We start from the raw sequence: 19,481 nt of genomic DNA, 5'->3' as shown, positions 1-19,481 counted from the left end.
CTGAGCGTGGCCAGGCTCACCCCGCCATCAGCGCCTCGACGCCTTCGACCTCGCCGCAGCGATTCAGGCTGTAGCCCGGCAATGCCGACACCGCCTGTTGAAAGGCGTCACTCGCCAGGACCTCCCGAAAGCTCTCGAGCCTCGGCTCGCTCAGACTGCGATGGTGACAGACCAGCAGATAGTCCTCGCTGGCCAGCGGCACGAAATCCAGCCCGAAGCGCCGCGCCGCCGCCTCCACACCGAAGCCGACATCGGCCATGCCGGCGGCGATATAGGCGGCCACCGCCGAGTGGGTATATTCCTCGAGCTCGTAGCCCCGAATGTGGCGGAATGACAGCCCGGCATCACGCAGCAGCCCATCCAGCAGGGCGCGGGTGCCGGAGTCGGGCTGGCGGTTGATGAAGCGCGCCTGCCCTTCGACCAGCGCCTCCAGCCCCTGAACCCCGCAGGGGTTACCCGGTCGCAGCATCAGCCCCTGACGCCGCGTGATGAAGCGCAGCACCCGATGGCTGCGCGGCTTGAGCAGATGTCGATAGCCCCGCGCCAGGCGCGTCCCGACCGCGCCCTGGGGCAGATGGAAACCGGCCAGGTCACAGGCACCCCGGTTCAGGGCGACCAGCGCCTCGCGGGGGCTGCAATATTGCAGGTCCAGGCGCAGCTCATCGAGGTATTCCGGCAGCAGCTCCACGGCATAGCCGTGGCTGGCATAGAGGCGCAGTACCGGCTTCACGCCTTCCAGGGTCTGCTGGATGGCCAGGTTGAGCTCAGAGCCGAGGCTTTCCAGCTGCGGACCCAGGCGCGCGATGACTCGCTGCTCGGCCCACAGCAGTTTCTCCCCGAGCGGCGACAGATGCGCCCCCTTGCCGCGCTGCAGTTCGACCAGGCTGATACCGAAGAACTCCTGCCACTTGCCGAGCAGGTTCCAGGCATGGCGGTAAGAAACGCCGGCCATCCGCGCGGCTTCGGTGAGCTTGCCATGACGATGCACGCCTTCCAGCAGCACGAACACCTGAGGGTCCAGTTGATTGCCCGCCTCGTCGCTGAAATACCAGGCCGGCGTGATGCGTATGCGCTTCATATGATGCAAGTTTCATATTTTGAAAGTGGCCATCCAATGCTAGCTTTAATGCAACCGTGACGCACGCTCAACTGCTAAAATATGAAAGAGCGTGCCTATATAGACGACAACAACCATCAGGTGATGTCCGATGAGCACATCCGCCGATTGGACGCCGCAGCTGATCCAGGACGAGATCGACGCCCTGAAGCACAAGCCCGGTGCCCTTCTGCCCATTCTTCACGCCATACAGGACAGGGTCGGCTACGTGCCGGAGGGGGCCGTGCCCCAGCTCGCCGAATCCCTGTTGATGACGCGCGCCGAGGTGCACGGTGTCATCACTTTCTACCACCATTTCCGTACCTCGCAGCCGGGCAGCCATGTGGTGCGCATCTGTCGCGCCGAGGCCTGCCAGGCTCTGGGCGCGCGCACGCTGGAAGCCCACGCCAAGACGAGCCTCGAGATCGACTATCACCAGACGACCCGTGACCGGGAAATTACCCTGGAAGCCGTCTACTGCCTGGGCAACTGTGCCTGCGGGCCATCCATCAGCGTCGATGACCAGGTCCACGGGCGTGTCACGACGGAAAGCTTCGACCGCCTGGTCGAGGACATGCGCACCGTGCCGCTGGAGGTCAAATAATGGTCCGTGTCTATGTGCCGCGTGATACCACGGCGCTGGCGATGGGTGCCGATGCCGTGGCCGAACGCCTGGAGTCCGAAGCCAGTACCCGGGGCAGCGACATCCAGCTGATTCGCAACGGCTCCCGCGGGCTGGCCTGGCTGGAGCCCATGGTCGAGGTCGAGACAGCCTCCGGGCGCGTCGCCTATGGCCCGGTCAGCGCTGGTGACGTTCCCGGCCTGCTGGATGACGGCATGCTGGAGGGAAATGACGACCATGCCCTGGCCTGCGGTCCTACCGACGCGATTCCCTATCTCGCCCGTCAGCAGCGTCTGACCTTCTCGCGCATCGGCGTCACCGACCCGCTGTCGCTGGACGATTACCGCGCCCTGGAAGGCTTCCAGGGCCTGGAAAATGCCCTGGCGATGAGTGGCCAGGCCATCGTCGACGAGGTCAAGGAATCCGGGTTGCGCGGCCGGGGCGGCGCGGCCTTCCCCACCGGCATCAAGTGGCAGACGGTGCACGACGCCGCCGGCGAGCAGAAGTACATCGTCTGCAATGCCGATGAAGGCGACTCCGGCACCTTCGCCGACCGCCTGGCGATGGAGTGCGACCCCTACATGCTGATCGAAGGCATGGCGATCGCCGGCCTGGCGGTGGGCGCCACCCAGGGCTACATCTACCTGCGTTCCGAATACCCGCTGGCCAAGCGCATCCTCGACGAGGCCATCGCCCGCGCCGAGCAGGCCGGCTACCTGGGGGCCGACATCCGGGGCAGCGGCCGGCACTTCGACCTGGAGGTCCGCCTCGGCGCCGGCGCCTATATCTGCGGCGAGGAAACCTCGCTGCTCGAAAGCCTCGAGGGCAAGCGCGGCATGGTGCGTTACAAGCCGCCGCTGCCGGCCATCGTCGGCCTCTTCGGCTGCCCCACCGTGGTCAACAACGTGCTCTCGCTGGCCGCCGTGCCCTACATCCTCGCGCGGGGCAGTCAGGCCTACGCCGACTTCGGCATGGGCCGTTCCCGCGGCACCCTGGCGATTCAGCTGGCCGGCAACGTCAAGTACGGCGGCCTGATCGAGCTGGCCTTCGGCACCACCCTGCGCGAGGTCATGGAGTCCTTCGGCGGCGGCACCTTCACCGAGCGACCGCTGCGGGCGGTACAGGTCGGCGGTCCGCTGTGTGCCTACCTGCCCGACAGCCAGTGGGACATGCCGCTGGACTACGAGACCTTCGCCGAAGTCGGTGCGGGCGTGGGCCACGGCGGCGTGGTGATGTTCGATGACAGCGTCGACATGGCGGAGCAGGCGCGCTTCTCGATGGAGTTCTGCAAGGTGGAGTCGTGCGGCAAGTGCACGCCCTGCCGCATCGGCTCGACCCGCGGCGTGGAAGTCATCGACCGCATCGTCGCCAACCAGGATCGCGCCGCCAACCTGGAACTGCTCGAAGAACTCTGCGAAACCATGGAAGACGGCTCCTTGTGCGCCATGGGCGGAATGACGCCCTTCCCGGTGAAGAGTGTGATCAACCATTTTCCTGACGACCTGCAGCGTTGAGCGCTGAGGGAGAGAACGCCATGCTCGGCTATTACGACCCCAACAAGGATTACGGCACGCCCGCCCGGCTGTCGGAGAACCACGTCAGTCTGGAAATCGATGGCGTGGAGATCACCGTACCCGAGGGCACCTCGGTGATGCGCGCCGCGGCGCTTGCCGATATCAACATCCCCAAGCTGTGTGCCAGTGACAACCTCGAAGCCTACGGCTCCTGCCGCCTGTGTGCCGTTCAGGTCGAGGGCAAGCGTGGTTATCCGGCCTCCTGCACCACGCCGGTGGAAGCCGGCATGCAGGTCACGACCCAGAACACCAAGCTGGCTCGTTTGCGCCGCAATGTCATGGAGCTGTACATCTCCGACCACCCGCTGGACTGCCTGACCTGTGCCGCCAACGGCGACTGCGAGCTGCAGGACATGGCCGGCGCCGTGGGCCTGCGCGAAGTCCGTTACGGCTACGCCGGCGAGAACCACCTCGACGCCGAAAAGGACGAGTCGAACCCCTACTTCAGCTTCGATCCCAGCAAGTGCATCGTCTGCTCGCGCTGCGTGCGCGCCTGTGAGGAGGTCCAGGGTACCTTCGCGCTGACCATCGACGGCCGCGGCTTCGACTCCAAGGTCTCGCCGAGCCAGATGGAAGACTTCATGGACTCCGAGTGCGTGTCCTGCGGCGCCTGTGTCCAGGCCTGCCCGACCGCCACCCTGATGGAAAAGAGCGTCGTCGAGCAGGGCGTGCCGGATCACAGCGTCATCACCACCTGCGCCTACTGCGGCGTCGGCTGCTCCTTCAAGGCCGAAATGAAGGGCAGCGAGGTCGTGCGCATGGTGCCCTACAAGGGCGGTGACGCCAATCACGGCCACTCCTGCGTCAAGGGCCGTTTCGCCTTCGGCTATGCGACCCACCAGGATCGCCTGACCACCCCGATGATTCGCGACTCCATCGAGGAAGCCTGGCGCGAGGTCAGCTGGGAAGAAGCCATCGGCTTCGCCGCCGAACGCCTCACGGCCACCCAGGAGAAGTACGGCCGCGAAAGCATCGGTGGCATCACCTCCTCGCGCTGCACCAACGAGGAAACCTACCTGGTGCAGAAGCTGATCCGCGCCGCCTTCCGCAACAACAACACCGATACCTGTGCCCGGGTCTGTCACTCGCCCACCGGCTATGGCCTGAAGACCACCCTCGGCGAGTCCGCCGGTACCCAGACCTTCGACTCGGTGATGAAGTCGGATGCCATCATCGTCATCGGCGCCAACCCCACCGACGCCCACCCGGTGTTCGCCTCCCAGATGCGCCGCCGGATGCGCGAAGGGGCCAGCCTGATCGTCGCCGACCCGCGGCACATCGACCTGCTGGACACACCGCATCGCGGCGACGCTCAGCACCTGCCGCTGCGTCCGGGCACCAATGTGGCGCTGGTCAATGCCCTGGGCCACGTGGTGGTGACCGAAGGGCTCGAGGATCATGACTTCATCGCCGAGCGTTGCGACACCGAGGCCTACCGGACCTGGCGCGACTTCATCAGCGAGGAGCGCCATTCGCCGGAGGCCGTCGAGAACGTCACCGGCGTATCGCCGGAAGCCGTCCGTCAGGCGGCGCGCACCTATGCCAGCGTTCCCAATGGCGCCATCTACTATGGTCTGGGCGTCACCGAGCACAGCCAGGGATCGACCATGGTCATGGGCATCGCCAACCTGGCCATGGCCACCGGCAACATCGGCCGCGAAGGCGTCGGCGTGAACCCGCTGCGCGGCCAGAACAATGTCCAGGGTTCCTGCGACATGGGCTCCTTCCCCCATGAGCTGCCGGGCTACCAGCATGTCGCCGACAACGAAGCCCGCAACCGCTTCGAGAACGTCTGGGGCGTGCCCATCGACGACGAGCCCGGCCTGCGCATTCCCAACATGTTCGATGCGGCCATCGAGGGTACCTTCAAGGCGATGTACGTGCAGGGCGAGGACATTGCGCAGTCCGACCCCAATACTCAGCACGTCGAAGCGGCCCTGACCTCGCTGGACTGCCTGATCGTGCAGGATATCTTCCTCAACGAGACCGCCAAGTACGCCCATGTGCTGCTGCCCGGCTCGAGCTTCCTGGAGAAGAACGGCACCTTCACCAATGCCGAGCGGCGCATCAACCGGGTGCGCAAGGTGATGCCGCCCCGCGCCGGCAAGGAAGACTGGGAGATCACCGTCGACCTGGCGCGTGCCCTGGGCTATCCGATGGACTATCAACATCCCTCGGAGATCATGGACGAGATCGCGCAGTTGGCGCCGACCTTCACCGGCGTCAGCTACGACAAGCTCGAGGAACTCGGCAGCCTGCAGTGGCCCTGCAATGACGAGCATCCGCAGGGCACGCCGACCATGCACGAATTCGACTTCCCGATCGGCCTGGGACGCTTCGCCATCACCGAGTACGTGGCCACCGAGGAACGCACCAACCGGCGCTTCCCGCTGTTGCTGACCACCGGGCGCATTCTCTCCCAGTACAACGTCGGCGCTCAGACGCGACGCACCGACAACCAGAACTGGCACGACGAGGACGTCCTGGATATCCATCCCTCGGATGCGGAAATGCGCGGCATCAGCGATGGCGACTGGCTGGGCATTACCAGCCGCTCCGGCCAGACGGTGCTGCGCGCCCGGCTCAGCGAGCGCATGCAGCCGGGGGTGGTCTATACCACCTTCCACCACCCGGGCAGTGGTGCCAACGTAATCACCACCAACAGCTCCGACTGGGCCACCAACTGCCCCGAGTACAAGGTCACGGCGGTACAGGTAGAGAAGGTCAGCCAGCCCTCGGCCTGGCAGAAGCGCTACGACGACTTCGATCGCGCACAGCGCGAATACCTCGATTCCGCCCGTGAACCGGTGGCGCATGGGGTCACGCAGTGACGGAGGAGGCGGCGTGGTCGGGCCGGTTTGTGGTGGAGGAGCACCGCGAGCCGGCCTGGGAGGCCGATGTTCATGATGACGACCTGGTGCTGGAGACACCGGTGGCACTGGTCTACAACGGCATTTCGCATGCCGTGATGATGGCCAGTCCCGTCGACCTGGAGGACTTCGCCCTCGGCTTCAGCCTGACCGAGGGCATCCTCGGGCATCCCGACGAGCTGTATGACCTGACGCTTCACCAGGAAGCAGACGGCATTGCCCTGCACCTGGACATCGCCAGCCAGCGCATGGCCGAGCTGCGGCAACGTCGCCGCAGCCTGTCGGGCAAGACCGGTTGCGGCCTGTGCGGCGCCGAGTCGCTGGAGCAGGCCATCCGGCCGATCCCGAGGGTCAGCCCCCCGCAGCTCGATGACGCTACCGTCCAGCATGCCCTGTCACGCCTGCGCGATCACCAGCCGGCGCAGTCCGCCACCGGTGCCAGCCATGGTGCCGCCTGGTGCGATGAGGATGGCGAGGTACAGATCGCCCGCGAGGATGTCGGCCGTCACAATGCCCTGGACAAGATGATCGGCGCCCTCGCCCGCCAGCGCACGAACCGACAGGAAGGCTTTGCCCTGGTGTCCAGTCGCGCCAGCTACGAGATGGTGCACAAGTGCGCCAGCGCCGGCATCGGCGCCCTGGTCTCCGTCTCGGCGGCCACCAGCCTGGCGGTCGAGCAGGCGCGGGCCGCCGACCTGCTGTTGATCGGCTTCGCACGACCGGGGCGTCACCTGGTCTATCACCGTCCCGTCAGCCAGCCATCACCTGCCCTGCAGCACGCTTGAGGAGCTCTCCATGTCCGACCAACGCGATACCCTGATTCACATGGCCAATCAGATCGCCCACAACCTCCAGAGTTCCAGCGACCCGGCCACCGGCGTCAAGAATCACCTGGAAAAATTCTGGGCGCGCAGCATGAAGGAACGCATCATCAGCTACCTGGATGATGCCGACGGCGACTTCACCCCCATCGCCCGCCAGGCCGTCGAACAGCTGGCGGAGCAACGACGCCAGGCGTCGTGAATAAGTCACTCGTTCTGCCGATAGCCATCCCGGTTTGCCATCGGCTGTCGCCATGACACATGACGGCGTCGTGATGGGACAGCCCGCTTCATCGACGTGCATTAGCGTGACAGGATAGCGCTCGATCCCAAGGTAACGGAGGAACAACCATGGCAACCTTCCCCACTCAGGCAGACGTCGTCATCATTGGTCAGGGGGGCATCGTCGGTGCCTCCGTGGCCCATCACCTGATCGAGCGTGGCTGGGAGAACATCGTGGGTATCGACAAGTCGGCGATCCCCACCGATATCGGCTCGACCTCGCACGCCTCCGACTTCTGCTTCGCCACCGCGCACGATGAGATGACGTGCTACACCACCACCTACTCCATCGAGTTCTTCGACAAGATGGGGCACTACGATCGTGTCGGTGGCCTCGAGGTCGCGCGGGTCGGCGATGATGAGCGGATGGAGGAACTCAAGCGCAAGGTCGACTCTGGACGCGCCTTCGGCACCAACGTGCGCATGATTGGTCCGAAGGAAGCCAAGGAGCTCATGCCGCTCATCGAGGAAGACCAGATCCAGGGCGCCATGTACGACCCGGACGCCGGCCTGGTCATCCCGCGCTCGCAGATCTTCAGTGGCGAACTGGTGAAGAAAGCGGAAGAGACGGGCAAGCTCCAGGCCTTCGCCAACACCCCGGCGACCGGCCTCGAGATCGAGAATGGCCGCATCAAGGGCGTGTATACCCATCGCGGCTACATCGAAGCGCCGTACGTCGTCTGCTGCGCCGGCCTGTGGGGCCGCATGATCGCCGAGATGGCCGGCGAGGACCTGCCAATCATGCCGGTCGACCACCCGCTGCTGTGGTTCGGACCGTACGAGGAATTCGCCGGCACCGGCAAGGAGATCGGCTACCCGCTGCTGCGCGACCAGGGCAACTCGGCCTACCTGCGCGACACCGGCGACCCGAATACCACCGAGGGCGGCCAGATCGAATGGGGCTACTACGAGGAGAAGGCTCCGCGCATGGTCCATCCGCGCGACATCCTCGAGAAGGAAGAAGCGCGCCTGTCGCCCTCGCAGCGCGACCTGGAGATGGAGCAGATCATGGAGCCGCTCGAGCGGGCCATGGAACTGACCCCCATCCTGGGTGAGCTCGGCTACGACGAAAAGCACTCGTTCAACGGCCTGCTGCAGGTCACCGCCGACGGCGGCCCGTCCATCGGCGAGTCCGCCAAGGTACGTGGCCTGTGGTACGTCGAGTCCGTCTGGGTGAAGGACGGCCCCGGCACGGGCAAGGTCGTCGCCGACTGGATGACCGACGGGCGCGTCGAGATCGATCCGCACGGCATCGACTTCACCCGCTACTACCCCTTCCAGAAGGAAGCGGACTACATCGAGTCCCGCTCCTACGAGACCGCCTTCAAGATCTACAACCCGCCGGTCCACAACCGCGAGCCGTACACGGCGGCGCGCAACCTGCGTCAGAGCCCCTTCTACGAGCGCGAAGTCGAGCTCGGTGGCTACTTCATGGAAGCGGCCGGCTGGGAGCGGGCGCACGGCTACGCCAGCAACGAACACCTGCTCGCGAAGTGGGGCGACAAGGTGCCGGAACGCAACGCCGAGTGGGACAACCGCCACTTCTGGCGTGTCTCCAACGCCGAGCATCTCGAACTGTCCGAGAACGTCGGCATGATCAACCTGTCGCACTTCGCCATCTACGACGTCACGGGCCGCGATGCCGAGGCGCTGATGGAGTACACCAGCGTGGCCAAGGTCGGTGGCGATATGCCGGTCGGCAAGGGTGTCTACACCCATTTCCTCGACCATCTGGGCGGCGTGCGCGCCGATCTGACGGTCCTGCGCATGGGCGAGAGCCACTACCGCGTCATCGACGGCGGCGACGCGGGCAATCGCGACTACATCTGGATGAAGCGCATGGCCGAGGACAAGGGCTTCAGCGTCGACATCCAGGAACGCACCACCGACTTCGGCTGCATCGGCCTGTGGGGCCCGAACGCCCGCACGACGCTGCAGTCCGTCGTCGACGACCCGGATGCCCTCACGGTGGACAACTTCCCGTTCGCCGCCGTCAGGGACATCACGGTCAACGGCACCCCGGTCACCGCCTTCCGCATCTCCTACGTCGGCGAGCAGGGCTGGGAGCTGCACTTCCAGTACGACGATGGCCTGGCGCTGTGGGATACCCTGTACGACCAGGGCGTCACCCCGGTCGGCATCGAGACCTACGCCAACAGCCGCCGTCTGGAGAAGTGCCTGCGCCTGCAGAATGCCGACCTGAAGACCGACTACAACCTGTTGGAAGCGGGCCTGGCCCGGCCGAAGGTCAAGCCGGCCGACTTCCATGGCAAGGAGGCCTACGTCGCCCAGCGCGAGCGTGCGCATCAGCCAGCCTATCTGTGCACCATGACGATGATCGACAACACCGATGCCAACGGCGTCGCGCGTTACCCGGTCGGGCATCTGCCGATCATGGATCCGCAGACCGGCAAGACCCTGGTCGATGAGCTCGGTCGGAATTCCTACGTCACCAGCGTTGCCTACGGCCCGTCGGTGGGCAAGAACATCTGCCTCGGCTATCTGCCCTACGCCTACTGCGAAGAGGGGCGCACCCTCAACGTCCAGTACTTCGACGAGATCTACTCGGTACAGGTCGAGTCGGTCGGCTACAAGCCGCTGTACGATCCGGAGAACCTGCGCCCCAAGAGCTGAGCCTTGGAAGCGAGGGGTGAGGAGTGAGAAGTAAGAGGTAAGAGGTAAGAGGTAAGAATTGAAAAGTGAACAGTAAGAAGTGAAAAGTTAGCGCCAGGAGGGTCAGGCCTTCCTGGCGCTTTTGTTTGCTGACACCTTGCCTGGCGTTCGCCCCGGTCTGCCCGGGCCAGTGTCAAAAGCCCAGGCGGTCGCGGGTCGAATAGTACCAGGCACCGAGGGCCGATAACGGCACGCGCAACATTCGCCCCCCGGGAAACGGCAAGTGCGGCAGGCCGGCGAAGGCATCGAAGCGTTCCTCGCGACCGGTCATCACCTCGGCGATCAGGCGACCGGCCAGGTGCGTGCAGGTCACACCATGGCCCGAGTAGCCCTGAGCGTAGTAGACGTTGTCGTTGATGACGCCGAACTGCGGCAGCCGGTTGAGCGTCATCAGGAAGTTGCCGCTCCAGGCGTAATCGATGGACACCCCCTTCAGGCCGGGGAAGGTTTTTTCCATCTTGGGCCGGATGACCGCCTCGATGTCCGCCGGGTCCTGGCCGCCATAATTGACACCACCGCCGTAAAGCAGTCGGTTATCGGCCGTCAGCCGATAGTAATCCAGCAGATAGTTGCAGTCCTCCACGGCCAGACCATTGGGCAGCAGCGCGCGCCCCCGATCCTCGCCCAGCGGCTCGGTGACGATGATCTGGGTGCCACAGGGCATCGACTTGCTCTCGAGTTCGGGCAGCACACCGTTCAGGTAGGCGTTGCCGGCCATGACCACGCGCGCCGCGCTCACCACTCCACCCGGGGTCTCGAGTCGCACCCGTTCGCCATGCGTCAGGCGGTCGACCGGCGTTTGCTCATGGATCACGCCCCCCAGTGACTCGAAGGCGGCCGCCTGACCGAGGACCAGATTCAGCGGATGCATATGGCCCCCGGAATGGTCGACCAGGGCACCGCTATAACGGTCCGAGCCGACTTCACGCTTGACCGCCTCGCCTTCCAGCAGCTCCAGCTGCTGGTGGCCATAGCGCTCCCACAACGCCTTGTGCTCGCGCAGGCCGGCCATCTGCTTGCCGTTGCAGGCGGCAAAGAGGTTGCCGTCACGCAGGTCGCAGTCGATGCCGTAATCCGCCACGCGCTCACGAATGATGCGGTTGCCCTCGAAGGCCATGTCGCCCAGGACGCGGGCCGTCTCGCTGCCGTAGCGGGACTCGATCATGTCCATGTCGCGGCTGTAGCTGTTGACGATCTGGCCACCGTTGCGCCCCGAGGCACCAAAACCGACGCGGGAGGCTTCGAGCAACACGACCTGAAAACCCTGCTCGGCGAGATGCAGCGCAGCGGAGATGCCGGTGAAGCCGGCCCCCACCACACAGACGTCACACTGGATATCCCCGGTCAGCGCCGGGCGTCGCGGGGCGGAATTGGCCGATGCCGCATACCAGGATGCGACATGCTCCATGGGCGAGGTAACAGTCATACGGGCCTCCGAATGGCGATTTTATTTTACAATATAGCGCAGATTCTAGGGACCAATTGATGAATTGGCAAATTCTGCGTAAATTATAATCACCACATTATGGCGCCGTCTGACCATGCCTCGCTTCGGCCCGCTACCCCGGGCCTCGTCAGCGGCTACGCACCTCGGTCCAGATCTGCTGCAACATCTGTAGCTGTTCGCCCTCGATGAGCGGCGTGGTGACCAGCTGGTCACGCCGCTCGTCTTCCAGCCGCGAACTCTCGGCCAGGTCCTCGGGCAGATACTCCAGGGCCGCCTTGTTGGGTGTTCGGTAATAGGCAAAATCCGCCGAGCGGGCGGCATTCTCCGGCTGCATCAGAAAGCTGATGAACTTGTGGGCCAGTTCCGGATGCGGCGCACGCGCCGGAATCACCAGGGTATCCACGCCGAGCTGCGAGCCCTCTTCCGGCACGAAGAATTCCAGATCCTCATAGGTCTCCGGCGAGGCCGCCTTGCGATAGTCCACATCTCCGCTGTAGGTCACGGCAACCTGCGAGACGCCCCGCGCGACCTGTTCGACGGCGGCCGTGCTGTCGACGAAGCCCGTAAAGTTGGGACGATCCAGCGTCTTGCCGGCCAGACGTGCCGCTTCGACCCAGGGCTCCTGGCCGACACAGTCGAAACCGGCGCCCTGATAGGCGCAGGCCATGCCCAGCGCCACCTGGGGATCGCCGCCCAGCAGGGCGAAGGGTTGGTCGGGGTTGAGCTCGGGGTCGAACAACAGCCCCCAGGACTCCGGGGGATCGGGGAAGGTTTGGGTGTTGTAGACGATACCCGTGGCTCCCCACAGATAGGGTACGCTGTACTCCTCCTGCGGATCATAGGATGGCTCGCGAAACGCCTCCATGAGGTTGTCGCGGCCCTCGATCAGCGACGGGTCGAGCGGCTGGATCAGGCCGGCATTGATGAGCCGGGGCACGAAATAGTCGGTGGGTACCACCACATCGAACTGGGCATCGCCGCCCGCCGACAGCTTGGAGAACATCTCGGCATTGGAGGTGAAGTAACTCTCGACCACTTCCACGTCATACTTCGCCTCGAAGTCCTCGACGACGTCCGGGTCCATGTACTCGGTCCAATTGAAGACGTAGAGCTTGTCTGCCTCGGCGGCCATCGCGCTCGTACCGGCGCCGAGCAGGCAAGCGCCCAGCAGGCCTGTCAGTCGATATCGCATGTCGATCTCCAGAGTTCTGGTGTTTGTTATTGATTCCAGATCGGGCCCATCGGGCCCCGACCCTCAGACTCTCAGCAGCAGATGCTCGCGTTCCCAGGAGCTGATGACCTGGAAATACTCGCGATGCTCGGCGCGCTTGACGGCCAGATAACTATTGGTGAAACGCTCGCCGAGGATATCGGCCAACGGCTTGCAGTCACGCAGCATGTCCAGGGCCGGACCGATATCGTCGGGCAGCTTGCCGCCGCTGGACCAGGCCGACCCGACCATCGGCGGCCGCGACTCGAGCTGACTCAGCATGCCCAGGTAGCCACAGGCCAGCGAGGCGGCCATGACCAGATAGGGGTTGGCATCGGCACCCGCCAGACGGTTCTCGATACGCGTGGCCTCGGGTGGCGCCATGGGCACCCGCAAGCCCACGGTGCGGTTGTCCATGCCCCACTCGACATTGACCGGGGCCGAACCGCTGTTCTCGGTGCGCAGCAGGCGCCGGTAGGAATTGACGTTGGGCGCCAACAACGGCAGCGACGCCGGTAGATAGCGCTGCATGCCGCCGATGAAATGGTGAAACAGACGGCTGTGCTGCCCCTCCTCGCCGGCAAAGAGGTTACGCCCGGTCTTGATATCGACCAGACTCTGATGCAGATGCATCGAACTGCCGGGCTCCCTGGCCATGGGTTTGGCCATGAAGGTGCCGTACATGCCATGCCGCAGGGCGGTCTCGCGCAGGGTGCGTTTGAAGATCACCACCTGGTCGGCCAGGGTCAGCGGATCCCCGTGCTCGAAGTTGACCTCCATCTGCCCGGCCCCCTCCTCGTGGATCAGGGTGTCCAGGTTGAGGTCCATGGCCTCGCAGTAGTCATACATTTCCTCGAACAGCGGATCGAACTCGTTGACCGCATCGATGGAAAACGACTGGCGACTACTCTCCTGGCGACCACAACGACCGATCGGCGGCTCCAACGGATAATCCGAGTCGGTATTGGTCTTGACCAGGAAGAACTCCACTTCGGGCGCGACCACCGGTTTCCAGCCGCGTGCTTCATACAACGACAACACGCGTTTCAGTACATGGCGCGGCGACAGCTCGACGGCTTCACCGGTCAGATAATGACAGTCATGAATGATCTGTGCCGTGGCATCCTCGGCCCAGGGCACCAGGTAGACGGCATTGGGGTCCGGCAGCAGCTCCATGTCGCGCTCAGCGGGATTCCAGAACTGGGTATCCTCGTCATCCGGATACCCCCCGGTCACGGTCTGGATGAAAAGCGAGTCCGGCAGTCGCGGCCGCCCACCGTTCAGATACTTCCCGGCCGGCATGATCTTGCCCTTGAGAATACCTGTCAGGTCGGTGACCAGGCACTCGACCTCGGTGATGCCGTGCTGTTCGAACCACTCGTTAAGGAACGGGAGTTCCTGACGATTACTCATGGAAAAATCCTTGCTGATGACAACGGGCGCCGGATCTCGTCACTCGAGGCAGGCGAGCGGCGAGCCCCGGGACATCCCCTGCCCCTGGAGCTCGCATCTCGTGGCTCGTGGCTCGTGGCTCGTGGCTCGTGGCTCACGATTTAGCGCGACTTCACCTCGGACCACAGTTGCTGGAACATCTGCAACTGCTCGCCTTTCAGGGTCGGCGTGAAGTGCAGTCGCTCCATGTCGGCTTCGCTGGGCTGCACGGGCGGTTTCGCCAGTACCTCGTCGAGGTAGGGGCGAGCGGCCTTGTTGGGGCTGGCATAGTAATTGTAATTCGACAGCTGGGCGCCGACTTCGGCATCCAGGATGAAATCGATGAACTCGTGGGCCATGTCGGGATTCGGCGCATCCGCGGGAATCATCATGGCGTCGACCCACATCTCCGCCCCTTCATCGGGAATCATGAAGGCCATGTCGGCGAAGCTCTCGGGGTTTTCTTCCTTGTAGAACAGGAAGTCACCATTGAAGGACATGCCGGCGTGTATCACGCCGCGCGCCAGCTGCTGCAGCGTCGGTGTACCGTCGGTAAAGCCGCTGAAGGTCGAGCGCTCCTTGGTGTCAAGCAGCAACTGCGCCGCCTCACGCCAGGCGTCCATGGAGGTACAGTCGTAACCATGACCAAGATAGGCACAGGCACTGCCGACCGTGACCTGGCCGTCGCCCATCAGGCCGAAAGGATACTTCGCATTGGTCTCGGCATCGAACAGCAGCGACCAGCTCTTGGGCGCATCGGGGAAGGTCGCGGTATTGTAGACCAGGCCGGTCACCCCCCACTGATAGGGCACGGAGTAACGCGCCCCCGGGTCATAGGAAGGGTCGGCGAACTGCTGCATGACATTATCGAGGTTGTCGAGCTTCGACTTGTCGAGCTCCTGGACCAGCCCGGTCTCGATCAGTCGCGGAATATAGTAATTGGACGGCACGATGATGTCATACTGCGAGGCACCGCCGGCCTGCAGCTTGGCGAACATCTCGGGGTTGGAGTTGAAGTAGCTCTGGACCACGTCCACATCGTGCTCTGCCTCGAAGGCCTCGATGATCGCGGGGTCCATGTACTCCGTCCAGTTGAACAGATAGAGCTTGTTGTCCTGCGCCTGGGCATGCCCTGCCAGCATCAGGCTGGCCAGTGACAGCGCCAGGGGGGTCTTGTGGATCTGCATGTTCGACTCCTCGTTTCACCGCGACGGGATACCGGCCTAAGCGGGCCGGCGACGATTGAAGATGAGACTCAGGACAGCCGCCAGCGCGACGGCCCCGATCATCAAGGATGCAATGGCATTGATCTCCGGCGAGACACCCTTCTTGATCGCCCCCCAGATATAGATCGGCAGCGTGGCGCTTTCCGGTCCGGACGTGAAGAAACTGATGACAAAGTCATCGATGGACAGCGTAAAGGACAGGAAGAAGGCCGATATCAACGCTGGCTTGATGGTCGGCAGCATGAAGTGCCGGACGCGCTTGAGAGGCGAGGCATACAGGTCCTTGGCCGCCTCGAACAGCGTCGGATCCAGGCCCACGAAGCGTGAATAGATAATCAGCGCCACGAAGGGAATCTGAAAGGTCACATGGGCGATGATCATGGTCGCCAGACCGGGCTGAAGCCAGCCGGTGGCCTCGTGGACCTGGACGAAGAAGGCCATTTCGGAAATGCCGAAGACGATGTCCGGCAGCACGATGGGCAGATAGATCAGCACGATCAGCCACCCCAACTTGCGGTGACGATGGCGATACATGCCGTAGCCGATCAAACAGCCTATCCCCAGGGCAATGACCGACGACACGATGGCCAGCACCATGCTGTTGGCAAAGGCCGAGAGGATCTGCTCGTTGCTCAGCAGGCGCTGATACCAGCGTAATGAGACACCGGCAAAGTTGGCCGAGCTGTTGACTGAGTTGAACGAGAATAGTACCACGACGGCTAGTGGCAAATAGAGAAAGAACAGCGTCAGCCACCAGAAACCGGTCAGGCCGCGCTTCAATGAACGTTTGGTCATATTACCACCTCTTCACCGCCCCCCAGGCGCTTGCCGATGCGACGCATGGCGAACAACCCGATGAAGGTCGCGATCAGCATCAGGATCGCCCCGGCGGCCCCCAGCGGCCAATTGGAACCGCCCGAGAACTGCATCGCCACCAGGTTGCCCAGCATCATGCCCTTGCCTCCTCCCAACAGCTCGGGAATCACGTACATCCCGAAGGCCGGGATGGCGACCAGCACGATGCCCGCCAGCAGACCCGGCAGGGTCTGCGGAAAGACCGCATGGCGAAAGGCCCGCACGGGTGACGCATAGAGGTCCTGGGCCGCCTCGACCTGGGCGCCATCCAGCTTCTCGAAGGCCGCATACAGCGGTAATACCATGAACGGCAGGAAGTTGTAGACTAGCCCCAGGGTGACCGCGAAATTGGACGGATAGAGCCCCATGTTGGGGGGGATCAGGCCCAGGCCCTCGGCCAGCTCGGACAGCGGCGTGCCCGGGGCCAGCAGATTCATCCAGCCAAAGGTACGGATCACCTGGTTGGTCCAGGACGGCACCACCACGGCCAGCAGCATGATCGGCCGCCAGCGTTCGCGGCAGGTGGTGATGTAGTAGGCAATCGGGTAGGCGACGATCACGACCAGTGTCGTGGAGAGCAGGGTCTGCCACAGCGAACGCAACAGGGTATACAGGTTGCCCGGGCTCCAGCCGAGAAAACCGAAGCCCGCCAGGCGCTCGAAGGCGTCCAGCGTCAAGGGCATCTGTGGCAGTCCATAGGGGCCATTGGTCATGAAGGCCACGCCCATCAGGTAGGCACTGGGCAGCACCAGAAAGAGCGTGATCCACAGCGCCCCCGGCCCCACGCTGAACAGCAGGTGGCGCGTCTCGGCGACCACGGCCCGCCGACGCATCAGGTGTTGCGATGTTCCGGGCATGACACTCTCCTCACGCGACAACGGTGACCAGGTCCTCGGGGCACACACTGATGGTCACCGCATCCCCCGCCTGGTGCACCCGCTGCCCCAGGTTGCTGGCCACCACCATCAGCGCATGGCCATTGACCTCCAACACGTACTCGATACGGCTACCACGATACAGCCGTTCCCGAACGACGCCCGCCAGGTGATTATAGCCCTCGGGCACCGTGTCGTTGATCTCGAGCGTTTCAGGCCGGACCAGCAGCCAGTCACCGGGTGTACTGTCCTGCTCGCCGGGCACGAGCCGCAGCCAGCCGATGTCGGTCTGCACCCGGTCATCCTCCCGGGCATGTATGGCAAAGAGGTTCTCGTGGCCCATGAAGCGAGCCACGAAGGCATTGGCAGGCCGTTCGTAGACCTCGCTCGGCGTCCCCACCTGCTGAATGTTGCCGCTGTCGAGCACCGCGATGCGGTCCGACATGACCATGGCTTCATCCTGGTCGTGGGTGACGAACACGAAGGTCATGCCCAGGCGCTTCTGCAGGCGCTGCAGCTCGACCTGCAACTGGGCACGCAGGCCAGCGTCGAGGGCCGAGAGCGGTTCATCCAGCAACAGCACGTCCGGCTCGCAGACCAAGGCCCGGGCCAGGGCGATGCGCTGACGCTGACCGCCGGACAGTTGATCCACACGCCGTTCGACCAGATCCCCCAGCTTGATGAAGGCGGCAATCTCGTCGACCCTGGCGTCACGCTTCCCGGCCGGCAGGCCGCGCATCTTGAGGCCGAAGGCCAGGTTGTCACGCACCGAGAGATGCGGAAAGAGCGCATAGGACTGAAAGACGGTGTTAACGCTGCGCCGATGCGGCGGCACCTCGGTCAGTTCCTTGCCCCCGACGACCAGGGTTCCCTGATCGGGCTCCTCCAGTCCGGCCAGGATTCGCAGCAGGGTCGTCTTGCCGCAACCGGAAGGCCCCAGCAGAGTGAAGAACTCCCCGGCCCGGATCGACAGGTCGACCCCGTCCAGGGCGATCGTATCGGCCCCGAAACGCTTGTGCAGGCCGTGTAGCTCGATGCTCGAGGCCTTGCGGGTCGCTGCCTCCTGATCTGCCGCCGTCGCCAGCGTCGCGGCATTGGCCATGGCCGCCGGAGTCCTGTTGCTCATGGAGGAACCCTCCTGGTGGGTCAGTGGCGTCTCACATACGATCACGAAGTTTATAGAATTGCGTGGCCAGTACCAGCAGCGGCTTGCGCAACCAGGGGCCGCCCGGGAAGGGGCGATGCGGCATGGCGGCAAAGGTATCGAAGCCCCGGGCGTGGCCGGCGATGGCATCGCTCATCAACTTGCCGGCCAGTCCGGCCAGCGCCATGCCATGGCCGGAGTAACCCTGGGCATAGAAGATATTGTCGCCCAGCCTGCCGAAGTCCGGGGCGCGATTGAGCGTGATCGCCACATCGCCACCCCAGCGATACTCGATGGGTACGCCCTCCAGCACCGGGAAGAGTCCGGCGATCTTGGCATCCATGCGTGCCTCGAGATTGGGGGGCTCACGCCCATCATAGCTGACCTCACCACCATAGATGAGGCGCCGGTCGGCCGACAGCCGGTAATAATCGAGCACGAAGTTGGCATCCGACAAGGCGTCGCCCCGGGGCAGCACCCGTGCCGCCTGATCGTCACTCAACGGTGCGGTCGCCACCATGTAGTTGGCGGCCCGCATGATGCGTCCGGACAGCTCGGGGACCAGGCCGAGTTGATAGGCATTGGTGCCGAGCACCAGCACATCGGCCGTGACGCTGCCCTGATCGGTCTCGACGCACGCCGGCTCGCCCCGCCGGATGCGGCGCACGGCGCTGTGCGAGCAGAGCCGGGCACCGGCACGTTGCGCGGCGCGTGCCAGCCCCAGGGTATAATTGAGCGGATGCAGATGGCCGCCTTCATGATCAAAGAGAGCCGCCGGGTAGGCATCGGTCACGACATGCTCGCGCAGGGCCTGACCCTCCAGCCACTCCAGTGCCGGGTAGCCATACTGCTCGGCAAGGGTACGTCGGAACGCCTCGAGTTCCTTGACGTGGCGCGGCTTGACCGCGGCGTGCAGGTAGCCCCAGGACAGCTCGCAGGGTATCGCGTGTCGCTCGACCAGCGCCGCCGTCAGGCGCACCGCCTCACGGCTCATGTCCCAGATCTGCTGCGCGCTTTCCCGGCCCAGCGCCTTTTCGACGGTGGCGATGTCGGTGCCCAGGCCGGGAAGAATCTGCCCGCCACTGCGTCCGGAGGCCCCATGGCCGATCTCTTCGGCCTCCAACAGGATCACCGAATAGCCGCGTTCGGCGAGGTGCAGGGCCGCCGAGCACCCGGTGACACCACCCCCGATCACGCACACATCGGCATGCTGCGCGCCCTGCAGGGCGTCATGGGGCGCCAGCTCGACACTGATCGAATCCCGATACCAGGAAGCAGGACGCCCTTGTGAAGCACAACTCTGCATGCCTATCGTCTCCGTCATGCATTGCCGGCGTTCGAGCGGCATGTCGTGC

15 protein-coding genes are annotated in these 19,481 nt (G+C 64.2%); 6 read left to right on the top strand and 9 right to left on the bottom strand.

Translation table 11 applies throughout. From position 1 onward, the window contains the following. Positions 1–16 precede the first annotated feature (16 nt). Positions 17–1,078, bottom strand: a complete 1,062-nt coding sequence (locus HHA01_RS05625; protein WP_141318591.1) for a substrate-binding domain-containing protein — start codon at positions 1,076–1,078, stop codon at positions 17–19. 130 nt (positions 1,079–1,208) lie between these two features. On the opposite strand from HHA01_RS05625, the gene HHA01_RS05620 reads away from it, so the two are divergent. The 6 genes from HHA01_RS05620 (at position 1,209) to HHA01_RS05595 (ending at position 9,899) form a co-directional block, all read left to right on the top strand. After that, positions 1,209–1,700 carry a formate dehydrogenase subunit gamma gene (locus HHA01_RS05620; protein WP_141318589.1) on the top strand — a complete coding sequence of 164 codons (492 nt, stop codon included), beginning with the start codon at positions 1,209–1,211 and terminating at the stop codon, positions 1,698–1,700. Then, positions 1,700–3,232, top strand: a complete 1,533-nt coding sequence (locus HHA01_RS05615) for a formate dehydrogenase beta subunit (RefSeq protein ID WP_373862937.1) — start codon at positions 1,700–1,702, stop codon at positions 3,230–3,232. Before HHA01_RS05620 ends, HHA01_RS05615 begins: the two co-directional genes overlap by 1 nt. 20 nt (positions 3,233–3,252) lie before the next feature. Next, positions 3,253–6,123: a formate dehydrogenase subunit alpha gene (gene fdhF, locus HHA01_RS05610; protein WP_141318585.1), complete on the top strand. Its 2,871-nt coding sequence runs from the start codon at positions 3,253–3,255 to the stop codon at positions 6,121–6,123. After that, complete coding sequence (gene fdhD, locus HHA01_RS05605) at positions 6,120–6,947, top strand: formate dehydrogenase accessory sulfurtransferase FdhD (protein WP_141318583.1); 828 nt, start codon at positions 6,120–6,122, stop codon at positions 6,945–6,947. Before fdhF ends, fdhD begins: the two co-directional genes overlap by 4 nt. 10 nt (positions 6,948–6,957) lie before the next feature. Next, positions 6,958–7,185 (top strand): formate dehydrogenase subunit delta, encoded by a 228-nt coding sequence (locus HHA01_RS05600; RefSeq protein WP_141318581.1) that lies wholly within the window; start codon positions 6,958–6,960, stop codon positions 7,183–7,185. A 149-nt stretch (positions 7,186–7,334) separates the two neighbouring features. Beyond that, positions 7,335–9,899: an FAD-dependent oxidoreductase gene (locus HHA01_RS05595; protein WP_141318579.1), complete on the top strand. Its 2,565-nt coding sequence runs from the start codon at positions 7,335–7,337 to the stop codon at positions 9,897–9,899. Between the two features lie 172 nt (positions 9,900–10,071). Here HHA01_RS05595 and HHA01_RS05590 read toward each other — a convergent pair whose 3' ends face one another. From HHA01_RS05590 to HHA01_RS05555, 8 genes are all read right to left on the bottom strand, one after another. Continuing rightward, entirely contained in the window at positions 10,072–11,364 is a 1,293-nt protein-coding gene (locus tag HHA01_RS05590) for an NAD(P)/FAD-dependent oxidoreductase (RefSeq protein ID WP_141318577.1), read from the bottom strand. 148 nt (positions 11,365–11,512) lie between these two features. Further along, positions 11,513–12,577: an ABC transporter substrate-binding protein gene (locus HHA01_RS05585; protein ID WP_141318575.1), complete on the bottom strand. Its 1,065-nt coding sequence runs from the start codon at positions 12,575–12,577 to the stop codon at positions 11,513–11,515. Positions 12,578–12,640: 63 nt separating this feature from the next. Beyond that, positions 12,641–14,008 carry a glutamine synthetase family protein gene (locus tag HHA01_RS05580; protein WP_141318573.1) on the bottom strand — a complete coding sequence of 456 codons (1,368 nt, stop codon included), beginning with the start codon at positions 14,006–14,008 and terminating at the stop codon, positions 12,641–12,643. A 140-nt stretch (positions 14,009–14,148) separates the two neighbouring features. After that, positions 14,149–15,213 carry an ABC transporter substrate-binding protein gene (locus tag HHA01_RS05575; protein ID WP_141318571.1) on the bottom strand — a complete coding sequence of 355 codons (1,065 nt, stop codon included), beginning with the start codon at positions 15,211–15,213 and terminating at the stop codon, positions 14,149–14,151. A gap of 36 nt (positions 15,214–15,249) precedes the next feature. After that, positions 15,250–16,047 (bottom strand): ABC transporter permease, encoded by a 798-nt coding sequence (locus tag HHA01_RS05570; protein ID WP_141318569.1) that lies wholly within the window; start codon positions 16,045–16,047, stop codon positions 15,250–15,252. Beyond that, entirely contained in the window at positions 16,044–16,964 is a 921-nt protein-coding gene (locus HHA01_RS05565) for an ABC transporter permease (RefSeq protein WP_141318567.1), read from the bottom strand. The genes HHA01_RS05570 and HHA01_RS05565 overlap by 4 nt, the downstream gene beginning before the upstream one ends. 10 nt (positions 16,965–16,974) lie before the next feature. Next, positions 16,975–18,108 carry an ABC transporter ATP-binding protein gene (locus HHA01_RS05560; RefSeq protein WP_141318565.1) on the bottom strand — a complete coding sequence of 378 codons (1,134 nt, stop codon included), beginning with the start codon at positions 18,106–18,108 and terminating at the stop codon, positions 16,975–16,977. A gap of 31 nt (positions 18,109–18,139) precedes the next feature. Continuing rightward, positions 18,140–19,432, bottom strand: a complete 1,293-nt coding sequence (locus tag HHA01_RS05555) for an NAD(P)/FAD-dependent oxidoreductase (RefSeq protein WP_141318563.1) — start codon at positions 19,430–19,432, stop codon at positions 18,140–18,142. Between the last annotated feature and the right edge of the window lie 49 nt (positions 19,433–19,481).

It is taken from the genome of Halomonas halmophila (assembly GCF_006540005.1).
Classification (GTDB): Bacteria; Pseudomonadota; Gammaproteobacteria; order Pseudomonadales; family Halomonadaceae; genus Halomonas; species Halomonas halmophila.
This window is presented reverse-complemented; position numbering and strand designations above follow the sequence as displayed.

Excerpts from the sequence above, each read along its gene's own strand:
- HHA01_RS05625 (WP_141318591.1), bottom strand. The coding sequence starts at position 1,078 with ATGAAGCGCATACGCATCACGCCGGCCTGGTATTTCAGCGACGAGGCG.
- HHA01_RS05620 (WP_141318589.1), top strand. The coding sequence starts at position 1,209 with ATGAGCACATCCGCCGATTGGACGCCGCAGCTGATCCAGGACGAGATC.
- HHA01_RS05615 (WP_373862937.1), top strand. The coding sequence starts at position 1,700 with ATGGTCCGTGTCTATGTGCCGCGTGATACCACGGCGCTGGCGATGGGT.
- fdhF (WP_141318585.1), top strand. The coding sequence starts at position 3,253 with ATGCTCGGCTATTACGACCCCAACAAGGATTACGGCACGCCCGCCCGG.
- HHA01_RS05600 (WP_141318581.1), top strand. The coding sequence starts at position 6,958 with ATGTCCGACCAACGCGATACCCTGATTCACATGGCCAATCAGATCGCC.
- HHA01_RS05595 (WP_141318579.1), top strand. The coding sequence starts at position 7,335 with ATGGCAACCTTCCCCACTCAGGCAGACGTCGTCATCATTGGTCAGGGG.
- HHA01_RS05590 (WP_141318577.1), bottom strand. The coding sequence starts at position 11,364 with ATGACTGTTACCTCGCCCATGGAGCATGTCGCATCCTGGTATGCGGCA.
- HHA01_RS05585 (WP_141318575.1), bottom strand. The coding sequence starts at position 12,577 with ATGCGATATCGACTGACAGGCCTGCTGGGCGCTTGCCTGCTCGGCGCC.
- HHA01_RS05580 (WP_141318573.1), bottom strand. The coding sequence starts at position 14,008 with ATGAGTAATCGTCAGGAACTCCCGTTCCTTAACGAGTGGTTCGAACAG.
- HHA01_RS05575 (WP_141318571.1), bottom strand. The coding sequence starts at position 15,213 with ATGCAGATCCACAAGACCCCCCTGGCGCTGTCACTGGCCAGCCTGATG.
- HHA01_RS05570 (WP_141318569.1), bottom strand. The coding sequence starts at position 16,047 with ATGACCAAACGTTCATTGAAGCGCGGCCTGACCGGTTTCTGGTGGCTG.
- HHA01_RS05565 (WP_141318567.1), bottom strand. The coding sequence starts at position 16,964 with ATGCCCGGAACATCGCAACACCTGATGCGTCGGCGGGCCGTGGTCGCC.
- HHA01_RS05560 (WP_141318565.1), bottom strand. The coding sequence starts at position 18,108 with ATGAGCAACAGGACTCCGGCGGCCATGGCCAATGCCGCGACGCTGGCG.
- HHA01_RS05555 (WP_141318563.1), bottom strand. The coding sequence starts at position 19,432 with ATGCAGAGTTGTGCTTCACAAGGGCGTCCTGCTTCCTGGTATCGGGAT.